Origin of the sequence: Leclercia sp. UBA1284, from assembly GCF_002308415.1 — a bacterium.
Taxonomy (GTDB): domain Bacteria; phylum Pseudomonadota; class Gammaproteobacteria; order Enterobacterales; family Enterobacteriaceae; genus Enterobacter; species Enterobacter pneumoniae.
On the sequence record NZ_DBUS01000002.1, the window covers coordinates 49,540 to 67,149 of the forward strand.

Genomic DNA, 17,610 nt, shown 5'->3' on the forward strand with positions numbered 1-17,610 from the left:
TTTTGCAGGTGTAAGATAACCTCATTGAAACAGAGGAGAATCATTATGAGCCAGTTTGATAAATTTGATTTGAGCGGTTTCATCGGTAAACATCTGGTTTATACCTATGATAACGGCTGGAACTACGAGATTTATGTCAAAAACGACCATACCCTCGACTACCGTATTCATAGCGGGATCGTGGCGAATCGCTGGGTAAAAGACCAACATGCTTATATTGTCCGCGTCGGCGAGAGTATTTATAAAATTTCCTGGACTGAACCGACCGGTACTGACGTAAGCCTGATAGTGAACCTCGGGGATAAACTGTTCCACGGCACGATCTTCTTCCCGCGTTGGGTGATGAATAACCCGGAAAAAACCGTCTGCTTCCAGAACGACCACTTGCCGCTGATGGCCGAATACCGTGAAGCGGGCCCGGCCTATCCGACGGAAGTGATCGATGAGTTCGCGACTATCACCTTTGTTCGCGACTGCGGGGCGAATAACGATGCGGTGATCGCCTGTGCTGCCAGCGAGCTGCCGGCAGACTTTCCAGCGAACCTGAAATAAAGCGCGCTATACGACCTGTAGCGCTCCATCATGCAGGGGGAAGGGGGTAGGCGTACAGACGGCGAGACTGAGTGCACCGTACTGGAAGTGGCTAACGCTCAGGGCGGAATGGTAAGTGCTATCCACGCTGACAATCTGCCAGGCGCTGCCGCCGCGCTGCTTCACAATCGCCTCTTTGCGCGTCCAGATGCGCCAGAAAGCAGACAGTTTTGCCTCTGGCGCTTCCTCTTCTAGCTCCCGGTGTTCGGCCACGCTAAAGACGGCATTGGCCAGTGCCTGCCAGTTATCGCGTGGGCGCACCACTTCGATATCACAGCCCACTTCGCCTTCGTCACTCAGCAGCAAGGCGATATCATCACCGCTGTGGCTCAGATTGAACCAGAAGGGTTTGGCATCGACGAACGCAGGCTTTCCCTGTTCGCCAAAGACAATCTCCGGTAATGGGGCAGGGGATAATGCCCGGGTGAGCAGCGTCCTGCCCGCCAGCCAGGCTGCATGACGTGCGCCTTGCGGCGCCTGGTCTGACAGCGCTGATGCCAAAGGATCGGCGCTTAGTGTTGAAATCTTTCCCAGTAAAAACTGGTACATAGGTTAAGCCCAGCGTTTGATGATAAGAGAAGTATTAATGCCGCCAAAGGCGAAATTATTGCTTTGCAGATACTCGCAATCAATATGACGGGCTTCACCCATAATATAATCTAATGCGCCGCATTGCTCATCCGGTTCTCTTAAATTGAGCGTCGGCGCGAACCAACCTTCACGCATCATCTGCAAACTCATCCAGGCTTCCAGCGCGCCGCAGGCCCCCAGCGTGTGGCCAAAATAGCTTTTTAACGACGAAATCGGCACGTTATCCCCATAAATAGCAGCCGTTGCCAGACTTTCAGCCATATCTCCCCGATCGGTCGCGGTGCCGTGGGCTGAGATATACCCCATATCCAGCGGGCTTAAGCCTGCCATTTTCAGCGACTGCTCCATGCAAATCTGCATCGTCTCTTTCTGCGGCTGGGTGATATGCGCGGCGTCGCAGTTGGTGGCAAAGCCAACGATCTCGCCGTAAATCGTCGCTCCGCGCGCTTTGGCGTGCTCCAGCTCCTCCAGAATCAGCGTACCTGCCCCTTCGCCGATCACCAGACCGTCGCGCGAGGCATCAAAGGGGGAGGGTGTCGTTTTGGGCGCGTCGTTGCGCTGGCTGGTGGCGAACAGGGTGTCGAAGACCGCCGCCTCAGAGGGACACAGCTCTTCGGCGCCGCCTGCGACCATCACCGTCTGGTAACCGTGACGAATCGCTTCCCACGCGTAGCCAATAGCCTGGCTGCCGGAGGTGCAGGCGCTGGAGGTGGGGATCACGCGGCCGCGCAGGCCAAAGAACAGCCCGGTATTGACCGCCGTGGTGTGCGGCATCATCTGCACGTAGGTGGTGCCGGTAATATTATTGGTGTGCTTTTCGGTCAGCATGGTGGCGAACTCGCTCACCGGACCGGTACTGCCGGTTGAGGAGCCATAGGCAATGCCGGTCTCCCCGTTGGTCAGCACCGCATCGCCAATCAGACCTGCCTGCTCAAGCGCCAGTTCGGTGGCGCGGGTCGACATCAGCGACACGCGGCCCATGGCGCGAATACGTTTACGGGTGTAGTGCTCCGGTAGCGTGAAATCGTCAATGGGGGCGCCAAGCAGGGTGTGCAGACCCGCGTAAACCTGCCACTCCGGCATTTTGCGTACCGCATTCTCATAGGCCTGCAGGCGAGCCGAGACCGACTGCCAGGTCTCACCAAAGGCGGTGACGCCGCCCATGCCTGTAATCACTACGCGACGCGTCATAGCATCCCTCCGTTAATGGAAATGACCTGGCGGGTAACATAGCCCGCAATGTCTGACATCAAATAGCTGGCCAGCCCGGCAACTTCATCCGCCTGGCCCATACGTTTCATGGGGATGAGGGACATCGCCTCTTTGAGTGCGGTCTCTTCCATCTCGATCATCCCGGTATCAATCAGCCCAGGGGCAATGCAGTTGACAGTGATTTTTCGTTTCGCCAGCTCAATGGCCAGGGCTTTTGTGGCCCCGATAATCCCCGCCTTGGCCGCGCTGTAGTTGACCTGGCCACGGTTGCCCATCACGCCGGAAACTGACGATAGCGTGATAATGCGCCCTCCGCGGCGGGTACCAATCATCGGCATAATGCAGGGGTGAATAACGTTGTAAAAACTGTCGAGGTTAGTGTGGATCACGCTGTCCCAGTCATCTTCGCTTAGCGCCGGGAAGGCGCCATCACGAGTGATCCCGGCGTTGCTGACCACGCCGTACCAGGCACCAAAGGTGTCGATCTCGCGTTCCAGTACGTCGCGACACTGTTCGCGATTACCCACGTCAAAGGAGAGAACACGGCCACTGCCGCCCGCCTGCTGGATGGCTTCCAGCGTCTGCTGCGCGCCAGCATCGTCGCGGTGGTAATGCACGCCAACGGTAAACCTATCGGCGGCAAGTTTCAGGGCGATAGCCCGCCCAATGCCTTTACTGGCTCCGGTGACCAGAACGGAACGACTCATGTGCGTGCTCCCTGACTGAATAGTGATGTTAACTCTTCCTGTGTAGGCTGAAAGGTATTGACCCGGCCCGTGGCCAGCAACGCCTCGCCCGCAGTGATGGTGCATTCAAAACTGCCGAACCGCTCATCCTGCATTAGCAGTTTGACCGTGACAGCCAGCTCTTGACCGGCGGCAAACAGGCCCGCGGCGCACACCAGCTCACGGGCGCCCAGTACCATACCGAGCGAAATGGTGCTTTGCCCCTGCTGATGACGATGCCAGCCGGACCAGACGCCAACGGTCTGCGCCATTAGCTCCAGGGCATACCAGCCCGGTAAGGCACCATCGGCATTCAGAAACGGGGCCAGTACCCCTGTGTGATTTACCGTGACGCGGCAGACGGCAGACTCGTCGGTGACCTGTTCCACCGTTTCAAGCAGCAGCATGGGCGCGTCGTGCGGCAGATAGTCCACCGGCAATAGATAACTCATGACACTCTCCCCAGCAGGATGCTGGCATTGTTGCCGCCAAAGGCGAACGAGTTGGACAAAATCACCGGTTTCTCGAGCGCGACCGCATGGTGCAGTAGGCCGCATGCCGGTAAGGTGGGATCGGGGGCGTAGCGGCTAAAGTCTTGCGCTGGCAGCGGCAGGTCGCGGGTAAGGATCAGCCAGCTGAGGGCGGCTTCGGTAATGCCCGCCGCGCCCAGGGTGTGCCCGGTCAGATGTTTCGTTGAGCTGCAGGGCACGCTGTCGGAAAAGAGATCATGGACCACCTGCGACTCAATCTGATCGTTGAGCGGCGTGGCGGTACCGTGAAGGTTGATGTAGCCCACGTCTGCAGTCGTCAGTCCGGCATCGTTCAGCGCCTGCTGAATGGCGCGAATAGCGCCTTCGCCCTGCGGATGCGGCGCAGAAATATGGTACGCGTCGCTCGATTCACCCGTCCCGAGCAGGGCCACCGGCTGCGGCTCGCGGGTGAGCACCATCAGGCCAGCCGCTTCGCCAATGGTGATGCCGTGGCGATCGCGACCAAAAGGCTCGCACAGCGTGGGCGAGAACGACTCCAGGCTGTTAAAACCATTCACCGGCATGCGGCTTAGCGTATCGGCCCCGCCGACAATGGCAACATCCACCAGTCCTGCCTCGATCAGGCGACGCCCGCTGATGATAGCTCTGGCGCTGGAGGAGCAGGCAGTAGAGAGGGTATAGGCGGGCCCTTCCAGCGCCAGCCAGTTTGCGAGAAAGCGGGAAGGATCGCCCAACTCCTGCTGCGAGTACTGCCAGCGAAGGCTGGCCTCTTCGTTAAGTGACAGACGCACATGCTCATCGCCCTCGTCCAGCCCGGATGTGCTGGTGCCGAGGATCACCGCCACGCGGTCACGACCGACGCGGGCAATAGCATCGTCGACGGCAGGCTGGATTTGCGCCAGCGCCGCCAGCAGTAGTTGATTATTACGGGTGCGGTGCGGCGCAAAGTCGTCCGGTATGGGGGGCAATTCGCCCTCCACGCCGCCCAGTATGGCATCCTGCCCCTGAAGCCAGCCTGCGCGGGTGTGCATGCCGGGAGCGATGCCGCGGATCAGGTTAGCCGCAATCTCGTCGGGGTTATTACCCAGCGCGTTGACCATGCCAACGGCAGATATGTAGATCATCTCAGTCACCCAGATATTGAATGGTGATGTGGTATTTGAACACGTGCTGCTCAATGCTGATTGGCTCGCGCTTACCTTTACGTTGCAGGTAGACAATCTCCGTCACCAGCTTACCGCTGGCATTGCGCAGTTCACGGCGATCGCCTTTGTCCTGTAGCGTCCAGCCCTTTGGCAATTGTGGTTGCCAGGCGCTGAGCGGCCAGTGGCTCAGCATCACGTCGGCCAGCACCTGGCTGGCGGGCGGTAACTGTGGCACCACGATGGACTGCTCGGTGTGGATCCCGTTTTCGTCGTAGGTGGCGAGGAACAGACGAATGCCTACCGACGAGAGCCCGGCGAGGGTAACCTTATGGGCATCGGCGTTTAGCATCACCAGCAACGACTGGCTCTGGCCGTTGAACGTACCGGTTAGCAGCTGTTGGGCGCTTACCGCAGGCGTAATGCCCGGCGCGGGCAGCGTGACTTTGGTGCCGGGTTGCAGCCAGGCCTGCGGGCGCGAACCCTCGGCAGAGTCTGTGGAGTGGCTACAGCCCGCCAGCAGCAGCGCGGCGGCCAGTGCGGCGGCGCGGAATAACCAGGTCATCATCGTTTTCTCTCTTTTTTCGTTGGCATCGCCAGCGGGGCAAGCAGGAAGGCGGTAAAGATCCCGCTGACCAGCACAATGCCAAAGCTGCTGATCGCCTGCGTGGCGCTAAAGACCAGCATCCCAAGGGTAAGTAATGTCGTCATCATCGCCAGCACAATCGCCAGCATGGAGGTCAGCGGCGTGCCGCGCGGATTACTGAAGAAGAGGGTGTAGTTAACCCCGATTCCCAGCACCAGCACCAGCGCCAGTAACGAGAAGAGGTTCACCGGATGGCCCGTCGCGGAAAGCGCCGCCAGGCCGCAGCCGAGCGAGAGTAGCGACGGCACCAGGCTTATCAGTCCCTTACGCCAGCCAAGACGCAGCATCGCACCGCAGGCAATCACCCCCAGCGCCACCAACAGCAGCCCGGTTAACACGGCGCGATAGAGCGCAAAAAGCGTGTCGAAACGGGCTTTTCTGTCGACCCACACCACGCCCGGATGTTGGCTGGCGAGCTGGTCCAGCGCGGCGCTCTCTTTCACACCATCCACCGGCACCAGCACTCCGCTTTCACCGTTGGGCAGCGTCAGCCACAGTAAGCGCCAGCCTTCGCTGGCCGGGCTGTTAAGCCACTCGTCCACCCGCACGGGCATGGCGCTCAAATCCGGGCTAACCGTGGCCAGCCCCGCCCCATTCAGCACGTTGGTGACGGCCGGGGCGGCCTGTTGCAACAGCGCGAGATCGCGCTTCTGTCGCGCCAGCGAGTTGAGGGGAAGGGTGCGGTAGCCTGAAATCTCACCCGCCGTCTTCGCTGCCGCAAGCGCCGGCGTAAAGGCTTCCAGACGCTCCAGCGTCTGCTGTGCAGTGGCGCCATGCACCACAAACCATTTCTGATCCACGCTCTGTCCGGTCAACGCGGTGATGCTTTTCTCCTGCGCCAGAATCGACTGTGGCAACGCCTGCAGCTGGGAGATGTCGTCATCCACGTGAAGCGTCGCTATACCGACGACGGAGACCAGCGCCAGCGCGACCGGCAGCCCTACGGAGAGTTTTTTATTGCGGCGCCACGCGGCCAGCCAGCGCAGCATCAACACCATCGCCGGAACCGGACGTACCGGCAGGCCGCGGCAAAGCCACGGATGCCAGAAAATCACCGTCAGGCAGGAGGCGCTCAGCCCTACGGCGGCAAACACCGCCATCTGGCGAATGGCCGGGAAGGGGGCCAACATCATGATCAGGTAAGCCGCCACGGTGGTCAGCAGCGCCAGCAGCAGCGCGTTACGCACTTTTGCCAGGCTCTGCCAGGGGGAGTCATGCTCGCCGTGTACCATCCGCTCGGTCAGATAGTAGAGGGTGTAATCCGCCGAGATACCAATAATGCTCATACTCATGACCAGCGTCATCAGATGCAGCTCGCCAAAGAGCAGTAGCGTGATCACTGTTCCTGCCAGCGCGCCGATGCCAATGGAGAGCAGGCACAGCAAGAGCGGGCGCAGAGAGCGAAACACCGCCACAATCAGCAGAATCACCCCAAGGAGGGTAGCCACGCCGAGCGTAGAGACATCACGTTTGGCCTGCTGGCTGGCATAGTCGCTGTAAAAGACCGTGCCGCGCGAGAGTATCTGTGCCTGCGGATACTGGCCTTTTAGCTTCTCTTCCAGGTCATGCAGGGTGGTGACCAGCTGGTGGGTCTGCTGCATATCAAACGACGAACCGGCCAGCTCGCCATGCAGCAGATACCAGTAATTATCGGCGGCGTCCTGGGTCACTAGCCAGCCGTCCATCAGGCGCAGCTTCTGGCTGTTTTGCGCCAGCGCAAGCTGGGAGCCGCGCATCAGCATCAGCGGATCGTTTTGCAGCTCTTTACCGCTCACGCCGGAAAAGGCCGAGTAGAGCTGAGAGAGGATCCACTGCGCCTGGGCTTCGCCGCCGTTTTGCAGGCGGGCACGCGTGGCGCTGTCTATCAGCCCATTACGGTGCTGCCAGAAAAATGCCCCCCAGGCTTTCTGCCCGGCGGCGTCCATGGGGCCTTTTACCTCGTTCAGCGCCGATGACCGCTGCAGCAGGTTCAGCCACTGCTGTGCAGCCCTGGGATCGGGCTGTTTGCCGGGGCTGACCAGCCATACCAGTTGGCGGTCGAGGCGCTGCATGAAGCCGTCATTCAGCGCCGGCGGGATCGCCCCCAGCGTCTGTTTGGGCAGCATCGCCAGCACGCTGCTGTTGAGCCGCGCGCCGGGCAGCAGCGACAACAGCATGACCAGCAGCACCAGGCAGAGTGCGGCCCAGGCCAGCGCCGGGCGCAGGGATTTACGGTGCGGCAAAGCGTTGGCGTTCGTCATCGGTCAGGCTGGCGGGCGTCAGTTGATGTTGAGAAAGGGTGATATCGGTACGATCGCCCTGCTTATCGTTCAGACGAATCGACTCCAGAAAGGTGGCACCGCCCAGATCCAGCGTGCTGAAAATTTTGTCCAGCGGGGTCGTCGTTGGGGTTAACACCAGCGACCAGCGCCCGTTGCCGAGATCGTTGAAAGCGATGCGGAAGTTCTCTTCCAGCACCTTGCGGTCCGCCTGGAACAGGGCGCGCAGCAGGTGGTTAAACTGGAACATCTGCGGGTTATTTTCAGCGGTGACGGTCTGCGGCGGCTGGCCGTTAATTACCTGCACCATCCGTTTGTCGTCCAGCAGCAGCATCATCGGGAAGGGGCTTTTTTGATCCCAGAGCAGGCCGTGATCGCGGGCGATCAGCATCTCCCCCTGCGAACGCAGCGGCTGGGGCAGATCCTTGATGGTGCGGGTCTGATCGAAGTGCGCGCGCACCACCGGTTGTTCGGTAAAGCGCTGCTGCAGTTCGTCCAGCGTAACGGCACTGACGAGGGGGCTGATCAGCAGGGCAAGCAGCGGTAACCACTTCATGGCGTGACTCCCATACGTTCAAATAAAATGGCCGGGCTGACGAAGCACATTTCGCGGCTCGCCTCTTCTACCGCCACCTGGATGGTGTAGCCGGTGGTGGTCCGTTTGCCGGTTTGCGCGTCAAAAATCTGATAGGCGATGCGCAGACGGTTCTCAAACTCTTCAATCTGGGCACGCACGCGAATCCGCTGCTCGAAGGTAACGGCATCGCGGTATTTCACCCGGGTATCCACCACCGGCCAGACATAGCCGGAGGATTTCATCTGGCGATAGCCGTAATCAAACTGATTCAGTAGCGCTTCGCGGGCAATCTCAAAATAGCGAAAATAGTTGCCATGCCAGACCACGCCCATCATATCGACGTCGTGAAACGGTATGGTTATCTCTACTTCAGCGGTAAAGCGGGGATCGGTCAGCACCCTTTACTCCTTCTCTTTGGCATCCGGCAGATGCCAGAAATCGAAAAAATTAAACCAGTCGAGCGGGGATTGCAGCGCGTAATGCTCAAGGCGTTGCGCATAGCGATCGACCGTCTGCTGCAATGCCTGCTGGCGCTCACCGCGGGGGAGAATCAACGGATCGGCGAACGGCTCACAGTGGATATGCAATTTGTCGTGCTGGCGTAAGGCGTAGATCAGCACCACCGGGCAACGCAGGATCGAGGCGAGAATAAAGGGCCCCTGTGGAAACGGCGCGGGCTGGCCCATAAACTGGCTCCAGACGACGCGCCAGTCGCCGCCGCGCTGGGGATTGACCGCAATACGATCGCCGACGATCGCCACCCATTCGCCGCGTTCGAGCTTCTCTTTCAGAGCAATGGCGGTTTCCGGCCCGATATCCGTTACCGGCATCAGGTTTAGCCCGGCCTGTGGCGCCATCTCCGCCATAATCTGTTTAAAACGCTGAGCGTTGTCGCTGAATACCAGCGCGTTAATGGTTTTGCTGCCCTCCATCTGCGCCATCGCGCGGCAGGCTTCCACATCACCCAGATGGGATGCCAGCAGAAGTTTGCCTTCCGGGGCATCCATGTTCAGCGCTTCGCGCGCGCCGGGGGCGAAAACCACATCCTTTTGTAAAGTCAATTCACCGCGCCAGCTGGCGACTTTATCCAGCATGGCGTTACCGAAACGCATGAAGTGGAAAAAGCTGTTCAGGCGGGCGGGTTTTGGCAAATGACGTACGGCCAACTGCTGCTCTACGCGGCGGATCCACGCCTGCGAGGCCTGACGGGCTGGCCGGGCGGTAAGCCAGTAGACGGCAATCACCGGCCACAGCAGGGCGGTAAAGGCCGTACGTCCCAGCAGTTGCCAGACGCGCAGCATCAGGCGCATGCCCCACAGCCCTTTAACCTCCTCCTGCTGCGCCCAGTGCGCGTCGCGCCGACGGAACAGCAGAGAGGGGATGCGCGGCAGCATGCCGAAAAACAGCCGGGTGTGCATCAGCGAGATGCGGACGTTATCTTTCAGGGCATCGAAGTGGGAGATACCGTCGTGCGGATAGGTCACCCGGGTCGGCAGGAAATAGCTGGTATTCCCCTGCCAGTAGAGGCGCACCATCACTTCGGTATCAAAATCCATCCGTTTGCCGAGCGTAACCCGCTCTGCCAGCTGCAGGGTCGGAGCCACCGGGTAGACGCGAAACCCGCACATGCTGTCTTTTAGCTGTAAAGAGAGCGTTTCAATCCAGACCCAGACGTGGGTGATCCAGCGGCCATACAGGCGCGACCGGGGAATCGACTCGTCATAGATGGGCTGTCCGGAGATAAGCGCCGTTGGGTGACGCGCTGCCAGTGCCAGCAGCGCCGGGATATCTTCAATGGCATGCTGCCCGTCGGCATCCACCTGGACGGCATGGGTAAACCCGGCACGAGAGCAGGCTTCCAGCCCGTGGATCACCGCCGCGCCTTTGCCGGCGTTCTCCGGCAGCCGAATCAGCGTGACATGGCTATTTTGCGCCGCCAGCGCTTCAAGCGTCTGCCGGGTACTCTCCTCACTGCCGTCATCGACCACAAAGCAGGGCAGGCCGTTGGGCGCCAGGCGCGCCAGCACCTTCGCCATCATCGCGCCGTGGTTATAGCAGGGGATCAGCACACAGGGACGAAAGGTTACCGACATAAACGGATCTTCCCGCTGCTGGCGGTGTGGCGCGCTTCGCCGTCGTGGCGCTGGTAACTGAAGCTCAGCATCTGACGCTCGCTGTTCCAGTCGAGGATGAGCGTCACGGTGGTTTCAGGCAGCAGCGGCGCCTGGAATTTGACATTCTGAATACTGTGAAAACGATAGTCAGGCGCCAGCAGCGTGATGGCGTAGTGCATCACCCAGTCGAGCTGGGCCACGCCGGGCAGCAGCGGCTGCACGGCAAAATGGCCCTGAAACCAGAACAGGCTCGGGTCAAGGTGCAGGACAATCTCAAGATGTTGTGGCTGTGCCTGGCGGCGCTCGATTTCATGGATTTTCATGAAATAACTCCTGTAACTGCGCGTAGACACGCTTGTTCATGCTGTTGACGGGCATTTCATCGATGATGCGCCAGTAGCGGGGGATGGCGACAGGTTCCAGCCACGGCAGTAGCGCCCGACGCCAGGCAAACTCCTGCGTCTTGCTGCCCTGCTGTTGCCAGCGCTGGCGAGCCTCGTCGTTAAGAACCAGCAGTACTCCAACGCCCTGGCGTCCGCCGCGAGAGACCGGCAACGCGGCCGCTTCGCAGATACCTTCCAGCGCCAGCAGACGCTGCTCGACCTCGTTCAGCGAGATGCGTTTCTCTTCGATTTTGACCACCCGACCACGGCGTCCCGCCAGACGGAACAGGCCGTTATCGTCAAAGTGAAGAATGTCATCCAGCAGCAGGCCCGCCGGCTCGGGAATTAACGGCGAGGTGACGCGACACGCCTCCGCTTCCGGAATAAGTTTCACCCCCGGGAAGGGCAGCCAGGGACGCGCGTCGGCATCGCGATGGCGCCAGGCGATGATGCCGGTTTCGGTACTGCCATAGATTTCGTCAGGCCAGATGTTCAGCCAGCGGTGGGTTTCACTCACCTCTTCCCACGGCAGCACGCCGCCTGCTGAGAGAACCATCGCGACCGGCGGCGGCGTCAGCGCCGTGTCCAGCCGTTTCAGGAAGGCAGGGCTACTGATAAAGATATAGCGATGAGTAGGAGGCAGTGCAGCCAGTTGTTCTGCGTAGTAGAGCATGGCGGCATGCAGCGGCAGCCCCAGCGTCATCGGCAAGACGATACGGAACGTCAGACCATACAGATGCTGTGGCACCACGGATGCCACCACGCGACAGCCGCTGAGCCTTTCGCCGAAACGGGCGGCGAGCATTCTGGCCTCCCGATCGAGGCTTGCTACGGGCTTAATAACCTGACGCGGCGCGCCGGTAGAGCCGGAAGTGAACAGCTCGACGTAGCTGCCCTCAGCAATGGCGGGTAGCGGTGTCCAGTCGGACAGGCTGCGGTCGGACGGGGTCACGACCAGCAGGCGACCCGCGAAATCGAGGCTCTGATCGCTGAGTACGCCGTTGAACAACGCCTGTTGCTCGGCGAGCAGTGAAACACGGCTGTGCCCCGGTATCACCGGCGTTTTACCCGCGTGCAGTGCGGCCAGTAACGCGACGATAAAGAGATAACTGTTTTCAAAGCAGAGCGCCCAGCGCTCAACTTCCTGCTGGCGCAGTTGCTGCGTTAACGTCGCAACGTCATAGCGCAGCTCCCCCAGGGTCCAGGTGCGATCATCCAGCCAGGCAATAGGTGTATTTTCCGGTCGTGGGGCATCCAGCCACTGACTTAGCGGAAGGGGGTCATTCATTATGCTTCTCTTTTTTTATTACCCGTTGACGCACCACCCACTCGGTTGCCATGAGCGTGCCCATCAGAATATAAGCAATCATGCCATTCCAGAGCGTCCATAGCTGCATATCGCCGCGCAGTACGGTAAACAGCGCGATGCTGCCGTTAAAAATGAAAAAACCGCACCAGACCCGGGTGACGACACGGGTATAACGTACCCCTTCCGGGGGCAGCAGCGGCTCGCGTAGCCGCGCCAGTCGTTCTACCAGCGGCATTGCGGTCCATAATGATCCGCCGAAAACGGCCAGCATCACGAGATTCACGACCACCGGATAGAGCAATAACCATTGATGGGCTTTGAGCAAGTAACTGGCGGCACACAGGGCAATACCGGCCAGCGCAACGCTCTGCACCACGTAGCGCATTGGCCCGGCGTTTTGCCGCGCCTGGCGCAGACGCAGTATCAGCACCAGCGCCATCAGCGGCAGTAGCCAGTGCAGGCTGTTATGCGTCAAGCCAAAGCCAATCAGGAAGGGCCAGGCGAGCAGCATTAGTCCCGTTATCAGCGGGATCGCGCCACGCACCCGGTTTTACTCTTCGTGCAGCAGTTGGGCGACGGCGTCCACAACATCCTGAACGGTGCGTACCGATTTGAAGGTTTCCGGTTTGATTTTTTTACCGGTCTTTTTCTGCAGGTGAACGATCATGTCGACGGCGTCGATGCTGTCCAGCTCCAGGTCTTCATACAGACGCGCGTCAGGGGTGATCGCTTGTGGTTCAATTTCAAACAGTTTGATCAGAAGTGCTGAGACTTCCTGGTAAATCGTGTCTTGTTGAGTCATGGGGGCTGTCTCAGGCGCGTTGAGCATGAATGAAGGATGCCAGCGTGGCAACGGAGAAGAAGTGCTGACGCATCTCTTCGCTTTCCGCTGATAACACCACGCCGTACTGGTTTTTGACCGCCAGGCCAAGCTCAAGGGCGTCGATGGAATCCAGACCCAGACCATCACCGAACAGGGCCGCCTCGGTGTCGATATCGTCGGCGGAGAGTTCATCCAGGTTCAGGGTGGAGATAATTAGATTTTTAATTTCAAGATAGAGCGCTTGCATCATTAATTCCTGCCAAAGATTGAAGACCTGATGTTAAACGTTGCTGCAGATGCCGGTTTAACTGGCGTGCCGCCAGCGCCGGTTCTTGTTGGGCCGCATCGTAAAAATCATGGGCGTTTACCCGTTCACAGACATCAACCGTGAAAAAGGGCTTATGCGGCGGTACGTCATACCACCGGCTTTTTTTATCGAGCAGATGCTCGCTGCAGTGGATAAGCACCACCCGCATATCACTGCCGCAACGTACGGCGATGTTCGCCGCACCACGCTGCAGCGTGATGGCTTCCCCGAAGCGCGTGCGCGTGCCTTCCGGGAAGATTAATAGGGTATCGCCCTGATTCAGCCGCTGCTGGCTGGAACTTAACAGCGTTTCGGCTTCGCTGTTAACCAGGTAATCCGCTGCGCGGATCACGCCGCTGACGAAGGGATTGCGCAGTAATGCGCTCTTCACCAGACAGTCCGTTTCGGGCATCACCGAGGCGAGGATAACGTAATCGATCAGCGTCGGGTGGTTAGCCACGACCAGGCAGCCACGCTCATTACGCAAAGCCTCGAGGTTATCGATGCGATAATCCAGCACGCCAAGGGTGCGGGCTACGGTTAAAAAGAAGCGGAAACTGGCGGCGATGCTGCGGCGCGCCAGACGGCGACGACGGGCGCGATCGCGCTGAACCACGAGGAGCAGGTTGAACCACACCAGCGACAGCAGTAACCCCCCTACGCCAAAAAGCGCGAAGCAGAAACCGGTCATTACCAGGCGCCACGCCCAGTTTATTTTTGCCACCAGCCGGGTCATGCGCGCGCCCATTCCCATAGCAGGCGTTCTCCGGGAACCACAAACGCGCGCTCTTCGCGCAGGTAACCTTGCAGGAACAGCAGGCTTTGCGGGAGAGGCGGCTCGTCGCTGGTGCTGCCGCTGCGGGTTGCACAGTGGAGGGTTTCACCCGCCTCAAGGACCAGCGCCAGCGCGTAGGGCCAGGTCGGCATCTGCGCAGGCAGTGCCGGATGATAAAATTCGGGCAGTGCGCCGTCAAAATCCACCAGCAGAACCCGGGAATAACCGGCCTGCAGCAGGCTCAGCACTTCGCATAAACCCTGCTGGAACGTATCCTGCCCGGCAGAGATCGACGAGGAGACAATAGGCTGACGGGCAGCGATGGTCAGGTTGCCCACCGCGGAATTATGCACCGACATGGCGAAATCAGTGGGGGAGACCGCCTGGTCCGTCGCCAGTGCATGCAGGATACGGTAATTGCGCTCCAGCTCGCCGTGGCGGCTGGTATAGACAACGGCATCGATAGCATGTTTACGCAGCATCGCCAGCCCACAATCAACGGCCAGCTTGCTGCCGGAGTTAAGACGACGGGCGGTCATCATCGGCAGGTCGGTGAGTCTGGGTAGCGGCGCGGCGGGGTCGAGAATAATCGACCCCTGTGACCATGCCTGCCACTGTGCGGCATCGCAAAGACCTGGCGCTCTGGCCTGCCAGTCAAGAAGAGTAAGTGCAAATTTCATCTACGCGCGTCCGCGATAAACCTGTAATCAAATGACGATACAAACGTCAGAACAGCCGGGGCTGTTTAATGTTCATTTTTCTGACAAATCAGTAAGGTGTGACCCAAACCAAGATTATCCAGACGTTGCTCTACGTGGAAACCGGCGGTCTCCAGGTAGTGGTAAAATTTTTCAGCGCTATAGAAGCGGCTGTTGCCGTTTGCCATGCAGGTAAAATAGAGCGATGTGGCGTTCAGGCTAAACGATGCGGCTTCAAATTTTTGCGCATCCCAGAACAGCTCCATAATGCACAGTCTGGCGCCTGGCTTCATCACGTTCGCGACGTTGCCCAGCATGGTGACAATCTGGTCGGGTGAGAAGCAGTCGAGGAACTGGCTCATCCACCAGATATCGGCTTCCCCTGGCAATGGCGCATCGCTAAGCATATCGACAGCATGGAAGCCAATGCGATGAGAAAAGCCTGCTTTTGCGACATTTTCCTGCGCCAGCGCGATTTGCTGGGGCAGATCGAGCAGCGTGACCGCCACATTTTCATCATAACCGCAGCAGCGCAATGCCCATTTTCCAGTATTGCCGCCTACATCGTACAATTTTGTCGGCTTGCTTGCGAATATATGCGGTAGCGCGGCGTCAAACGCAGCGTCTGAGTAGTAGTGATCGAACGCGAACCAGCTCGCTTTCGCCTGATCGGGCAGCTGAGATAATGCCGGATAGATGGTTGGCCATTCACCGAATACCGATAACCCGGACGGTTTACCCTGTTCGAGGGAGTCTGAAAGATTAAATAACCCCTGATAACAGACGTCCTGCGTGAAATCCATATTTACGCGGGTCATTTTATCATGCAGCAAAAAATGACCGACTTTGGCGAGATAATAGACGCCATCATGATGGGTGACGATGCGTCCGCTTAATCCCATATCCAGTAATACGCTTACCGCATATTCATTCAGGGTGCTATTTGCCACTATTTCATCGAGGTGAGAGCCGCGTTTACCTTGTTTATCCAGCCAGGAAAGTACACCCGAGTTACGCAGACAAAGGGCAGTTTGAAACAGCATTGGCGCAAAGGCGATACGTTGCGCTTCCGTGATGGCATCAAGCGCGCTGAGGGAGTCCTTTTCGTACATGGATTGCGTAACCTTTCACTGGCAAAAAGATATTATCGGGCCATGACAGCCCGACTTTAATAAAAATTACAGTGCTGCACCGGCAGAGAGATTCAGCTGAATATCTTTGTCGAGATTACGTACCCAGCGGTTATAATTCTTATGAATTTTACCGTCCGCAGCCTTCAGGTTCATGCTGTTTTCATAATGAATAGAGTAGCTTGATGCAGAATAGGTTACTTTAATATCTGCGGAGTGGTCGCGGGCCTGCAGACGGCCTTTAATGACACCTGGACCGGCTTCGGTCATGATCCATTCACGCTGGAGACCTGCTTTCAGAATGGCGTTTTTCACCTGCGCAGCGGTATGACCGGCGCTCACAACAGAGTTCACCTCTACGATAGGCGCGGTACGCGCACAGCCTGCCAGCGCACCCATAATAGTAATAGCAGCAACCCATTTAATAATTTTTTTCATCAACAACTCCATATCAGTAATAACGATTTAAGCCAATAACACTCACATATTTAAAACATGTTAAAGAGACTACGGTTATCTACGTAACCCTTTAGTCTGGCTATTATTTCCTGATGACGGTTGAAAATAATATCCGCGATCAAGAAAAAATCGGCCATTGTATTTTGCACTTTTAATTTGCTTTAAATAAGCATTAATTCCGGACTTTTGCGGGCGTTATTCAGCCACCCTGAAGGGGAAAAGACGCAGAGAATGAAAAATGCCGCTTTGTTAAAAGCGGCACATATACTACAGGTGCTGTTAAGGTATTTAACCTACTCTGTTTGGTAGGATTTCGGACCTTTTGTCATCCGGGTAGCCGGCTTTTTGGTCTGCCTGGGCCCAGCAAGATTGCCAGCTTGCTGCCGCCCTGAGTCGTCTCCATCCAGATTTTACAGACGCTGGTGAGCGGTACGGAAAGCAACATGCCGACCGGCCCCAGCAGCCAGCCCCAGACTAATAACGACAAGAAGACCACCATTGTCGACATCCCCAGACGGTGGCCCATCATGCGGGGTTCGACAATATTTCCCAGCACCATGTGTACCACCAGGAAAAGTGCACCGACCATCATGCATTCGTAAAAACCATTGAACAAAAAGGCCTGGATCATGGGCGGCCCGGCGGAGAGGACAGCGCCAATATTGGGAACATAGTTAAGCAGAAAGGCCAGCACACCCCACATCAGTGCAAACTGGACATCCAGTAGCGCGAGCCCCAGCCAGACGATGGCTCCCGTCCACAGACTCAGTAACGTTTTCAGCGCCAGATAGTGCGACACACCCTTCAGGGCGCGGTGCAGGCCGGCGATGTGGATCTGCGGATTGTGCAGGGCAAAGCGCATTTTATAGGGGACGTGGCGCACCTCGAAAAGCATAAAGACGACCGTCATCACCAGCAGCACAATGCTCGCCATCGCCCCGGAAAGTTGGGTCATGAATGCGGTGGCGAAGGTCATCACCTTCTCGGAATCCATTCGCTGCAGCATGCGTTCTGGCGAAATGTGCAGGTTAAGAAAAGGCAACATCTGCTGTAAATCCACCAGTTTGCGCGTCAATTCCCGGTTGTATTTTGGCAGCATTGCGACAAATTCATTCATCGAGGCTGCCAGTACGCCGAAGAGGGCGATGAGGACAATCAGCATTACCACCACCACAATGGTAATGGCGATTGGGCGACTGACCCCGCGCCGTAAAAACCAGGTCACCAGAGGGTTAAGGACAATTGCGAAGAAGAGCGCCAGCAACAGCTGGACAAGGATATCCGCCGCGGCGTGGATCCCGGCCAGTATCACCACCAGGCAGGCCAGCTTGAGTAAAATGTGAAGTCCTGCTTTATCGGGAGGCGTGGGCGTCATGACG

Annotated in this window: 21 protein-coding genes; 1 reads left to right on the top strand and 20 read right to left on the bottom strand. The window is 58.1% G+C overall.

Going from position 1 to position 17,610, the window contains the following annotated elements:
• Positions 1 to 42 precede the first annotated feature (42 nt).
• A complete protein-coding gene (locus tag B3511_RS00650) occupies positions 43 to 552 on the top strand; it encodes a phenolic acid decarboxylase (protein ID WP_286767814.1) in 510 nt (169 codons plus the stop codon).
• 6 nt (positions 553 to 558) lie between these two features.
• On the opposite strand, the gene acpT is transcribed toward B3511_RS00650, so the two are convergent.
• The 20 genes from acpT to B3511_RS00750 all read right to left on the bottom strand — a co-directional run bounded on the left by acpT (position 559) and on the right by B3511_RS00750 (position 17,606).
• On the bottom strand, positions 559 to 1,140 hold the full coding sequence (gene acpT / locus B3511_RS00655; RefSeq protein WP_207292568.1) for a 4'-phosphopantetheinyl transferase AcpT: 582 nt from the start codon (positions 1,138 to 1,140) through the stop codon (positions 559 to 561).
• A gap of 3 nt (positions 1,141 to 1,143) precedes the next feature.
• Complete coding sequence (locus tag B3511_RS00660; RefSeq protein WP_207292567.1) at positions 1,144 to 2,373, bottom strand: beta-ketoacyl-ACP synthase; 1,230 nt, start codon at positions 2,371 to 2,373, stop codon at positions 1,144 to 1,146.
• Positions 2,370 to 3,101 carry a 3-ketoacyl-ACP reductase FabG2 gene (locus tag B3511_RS00665; RefSeq protein WP_286758415.1) on the bottom strand — a complete coding sequence of 244 codons (732 nt, stop codon included), beginning with the start codon at positions 3,099 to 3,101 and terminating at the stop codon, positions 2,370 to 2,372. Before B3511_RS00665 ends, B3511_RS00660 begins: the two co-directional genes overlap by 4 nt.
• Positions 3,098 to 3,571 (bottom strand): 3-hydroxy-fatty acyl-ACP dehydratase, encoded by a 474-nt coding sequence (locus tag B3511_RS00670; RefSeq protein ID WP_212478377.1) that lies wholly within the window; start codon positions 3,569 to 3,571, stop codon positions 3,098 to 3,100. Before B3511_RS00670 ends, B3511_RS00665 begins: the two co-directional genes overlap by 4 nt.
• On the bottom strand, positions 3,568 to 4,734 hold the full coding sequence (locus tag B3511_RS00675) for a beta-ketoacyl-[acyl-carrier-protein] synthase family protein (protein ID WP_286758416.1): 1,167 nt from the start codon (positions 4,732 to 4,734) through the stop codon (positions 3,568 to 3,570). The genes B3511_RS00670 and B3511_RS00675 overlap by 4 nt, the downstream gene beginning before the upstream one ends.
• Position 4,735: 1 nt before the next feature.
• On the bottom strand, positions 4,736 to 5,317 hold the full coding sequence (locus B3511_RS00680) for a DUF3261 domain-containing protein (protein WP_286767815.1): 582 nt from the start codon (positions 5,315 to 5,317) through the stop codon (positions 4,736 to 4,738).
• Positions 5,317 to 7,638, bottom strand: a complete 2,322-nt coding sequence (locus B3511_RS00685; protein ID WP_286758417.1) for an MMPL family transporter — start codon at positions 7,636 to 7,638, stop codon at positions 5,317 to 5,319. Before B3511_RS00685 ends, B3511_RS00680 begins: the two co-directional genes overlap by 1 nt.
• Positions 7,607 to 8,212 carry a LolA family protein gene (locus B3511_RS00690; protein ID WP_212478380.1) on the bottom strand — a complete coding sequence of 202 codons (606 nt, stop codon included), beginning with the start codon at positions 8,210 to 8,212 and terminating at the stop codon, positions 7,607 to 7,609. Before B3511_RS00690 ends, B3511_RS00685 begins: the two co-directional genes overlap by 32 nt.
• Complete coding sequence (locus B3511_RS00695; protein ID WP_286758419.1) at positions 8,209 to 8,631, bottom strand: acyl-CoA thioesterase; 423 nt, start codon at positions 8,629 to 8,631, stop codon at positions 8,209 to 8,211. The genes B3511_RS00690 and B3511_RS00695 overlap by 4 nt, the downstream gene beginning before the upstream one ends.
• Positions 8,632 to 8,634: 3 nt before the next feature.
• The gene (locus tag B3511_RS00700; RefSeq protein WP_207292559.1) at positions 8,635 to 10,326 is read right to left on the bottom strand and encodes a glycosyltransferase family 2 protein; all 1,692 of its coding nucleotides are present in this window, start codon (positions 10,324 to 10,326) and stop codon (positions 8,635 to 8,637) included.
• On the bottom strand, positions 10,317 to 10,670 hold the full coding sequence (locus B3511_RS00705; protein WP_207292558.1) for a hydroxymyristoyl-ACP dehydratase: 354 nt from the start codon (positions 10,668 to 10,670) through the stop codon (positions 10,317 to 10,319). The genes B3511_RS00700 and B3511_RS00705 overlap by 10 nt, the downstream gene beginning before the upstream one ends.
• On the bottom strand, positions 10,657 to 12,018 hold the full coding sequence (locus tag B3511_RS00710) for an AMP-dependent synthetase (RefSeq protein WP_286758420.1): 1,362 nt from the start codon (positions 12,016 to 12,018) through the stop codon (positions 10,657 to 10,659). Before B3511_RS00710 ends, B3511_RS00705 begins: the two co-directional genes overlap by 14 nt.
• Positions 12,011 to 12,550 carry a hypothetical protein gene (locus tag B3511_RS00715; RefSeq protein ID WP_286758422.1) on the bottom strand — a complete coding sequence of 180 codons (540 nt, stop codon included), beginning with the start codon at positions 12,548 to 12,550 and terminating at the stop codon, positions 12,011 to 12,013. Before B3511_RS00715 ends, B3511_RS00710 begins: the two co-directional genes overlap by 8 nt.
• Positions 12,551 to 12,589: 39 nt before the next feature.
• On the bottom strand, positions 12,590 to 12,841 hold the full coding sequence (locus B3511_RS00720; RefSeq protein WP_207292556.1) for an acyl carrier protein: 252 nt from the start codon (positions 12,839 to 12,841) through the stop codon (positions 12,590 to 12,592).
• Between the two features lie 10 nt (positions 12,842 to 12,851).
• On the bottom strand, positions 12,852 to 13,109 hold the full coding sequence (locus B3511_RS00725; RefSeq protein ID WP_207293885.1) for a phosphopantetheine-binding protein: 258 nt from the start codon (positions 13,107 to 13,109) through the stop codon (positions 12,852 to 12,854).
• Positions 13,090 to 13,905: a lysophospholipid acyltransferase family protein gene (locus tag B3511_RS00730; RefSeq protein WP_414671866.1), complete on the bottom strand. Its 816-nt coding sequence runs from the start codon at positions 13,903 to 13,905 to the stop codon at positions 13,090 to 13,092. Before B3511_RS00730 ends, B3511_RS00725 begins: the two co-directional genes overlap by 20 nt.
• Positions 13,902 to 14,624 (bottom strand): beta-ketoacyl synthase chain length factor, encoded by a 723-nt coding sequence (locus B3511_RS00735; protein WP_286758424.1) that lies wholly within the window; start codon positions 14,622 to 14,624, stop codon positions 13,902 to 13,904. Before B3511_RS00735 ends, B3511_RS00730 begins: the two co-directional genes overlap by 4 nt.
• A gap of 65 nt (positions 14,625 to 14,689) precedes the next feature.
• Positions 14,690 to 15,754 (bottom strand): methyltransferase, encoded by a 1,065-nt coding sequence (locus B3511_RS00740; RefSeq protein WP_207292553.1) that lies wholly within the window; start codon positions 15,752 to 15,754, stop codon positions 14,690 to 14,692.
• Between the two features lie 66 nt (positions 15,755 to 15,820).
• Positions 15,821 to 16,210 (bottom strand): lipoprotein, encoded by a 390-nt coding sequence (locus tag B3511_RS00745; protein ID WP_207292552.1) that lies wholly within the window; start codon positions 16,208 to 16,210, stop codon positions 15,821 to 15,823.
• Positions 16,211 to 16,556: 346 nt separating this feature from the next.
• Entirely contained in the window at positions 16,557 to 17,606 is a 1,050-nt protein-coding gene (locus B3511_RS00750; protein WP_233802620.1) for an AI-2E family transporter, read from the bottom strand.
• Positions 17,607 to 17,610 lie beyond the last annotated feature (4 nt).

What these genes read in the sequence shown, in the direction of transcription:
- B3511_RS00725 (WP_207293885.1), bottom strand. Translation starts at nt 13,109, where the DNA reads ATGCAAGCGCTCTATCTTGAAATTAAAAATCTAATTATCTCCACCCTG.
- B3511_RS00685 (WP_286758417.1), bottom strand. Translation starts at nt 7,638, where the DNA reads ATGACGAACGCCAACGCTTTGCCGCACCGTAAATCCCTGCGCCCGGCG.
- B3511_RS00665 (WP_286758415.1), bottom strand. Translation starts at nt 3,101, where the DNA reads ATGAGTCGTTCCGTTCTGGTCACCGGAGCCAGTAAAGGCATTGGGCGG.
- B3511_RS00690 (WP_212478380.1), bottom strand. Translation starts at nt 8,212, where the DNA reads ATGAAGTGGTTACCGCTGCTTGCCCTGCTGATCAGCCCCCTCGTCAGT.
- B3511_RS00675 (WP_286758416.1), bottom strand. Translation starts at nt 4,734, where the DNA reads ATGATCTACATATCTGCCGTTGGCATGGTCAACGCGCTGGGTAATAAC.
- B3511_RS00710 (WP_286758420.1), bottom strand. Translation starts at nt 12,018, where the DNA reads ATGAATGACCCCCTTCCGCTAAGTCAGTGGCTGGATGCCCCACGACCG.
- B3511_RS00670 (WP_212478377.1), bottom strand. Translation starts at nt 3,571, where the DNA reads ATGAGTTATCTATTGCCGGTGGACTATCTGCCGCACGACGCGCCCATG.
- B3511_RS00745 (WP_207292552.1), bottom strand. Translation starts at nt 16,210, where the DNA reads ATGAAAAAAATTATTAAATGGGTTGCTGCTATTACTATTATGGGTGCG.
- B3511_RS00750 (WP_233802620.1), bottom strand. Translation starts at nt 17,606, where the DNA reads ATGACGCCCACGCCTCCCGATAAAGCAGGACTTCACATTTTACTCAAG.
- acpT (WP_207292568.1), bottom strand. Translation starts at nt 1,140, where the DNA reads ATGTACCAGTTTTTACTGGGAAAGATTTCAACACTAAGCGCCGATCCT.
- B3511_RS00700 (WP_207292559.1), bottom strand. Translation starts at nt 10,326, where the DNA reads ATGTCGGTAACCTTTCGTCCCTGTGTGCTGATCCCCTGCTATAACCAC.
- B3511_RS00715 (WP_286758422.1), bottom strand. Translation starts at nt 12,550, where the DNA reads ATGCTGCTCGCCTGGCCCTTCCTGATTGGCTTTGGCTTGACGCATAAC.
- B3511_RS00735 (WP_286758424.1), bottom strand. Translation starts at nt 14,624, where the DNA reads ATGAAATTTGCACTTACTCTTCTTGACTGGCAGGCCAGAGCGCCAGGT.
- B3511_RS00680 (WP_286767815.1), bottom strand. Translation starts at nt 5,317, where the DNA reads ATGACCTGGTTATTCCGCGCCGCCGCACTGGCCGCCGCGCTGCTGCTG.
- B3511_RS00730 (WP_414671866.1), bottom strand. Translation starts at nt 13,905, where the DNA reads ATGACCCGGCTGGTGGCAAAAATAAACTGGGCGTGGCGCCTGGTAATG.
- B3511_RS00705 (WP_207292558.1), bottom strand. Translation starts at nt 10,670, where the DNA reads ATGAAAATCCATGAAATCGAGCGCCGCCAGGCACAGCCACAACATCTT.
- B3511_RS00660 (WP_207292567.1), bottom strand. Translation starts at nt 2,373, where the DNA reads ATGACGCGTCGCGTAGTGATTACAGGCATGGGCGGCGTCACCGCCTTT.
- B3511_RS00740 (WP_207292553.1), bottom strand. Translation starts at nt 15,754, where the DNA reads ATGTACGAAAAGGACTCCCTCAGCGCGCTTGATGCCATCACGGAAGCG.
- B3511_RS00720 (WP_207292556.1), bottom strand. Translation starts at nt 12,841, where the DNA reads ATGACTCAACAAGACACGATTTACCAGGAAGTCTCAGCACTTCTGATC.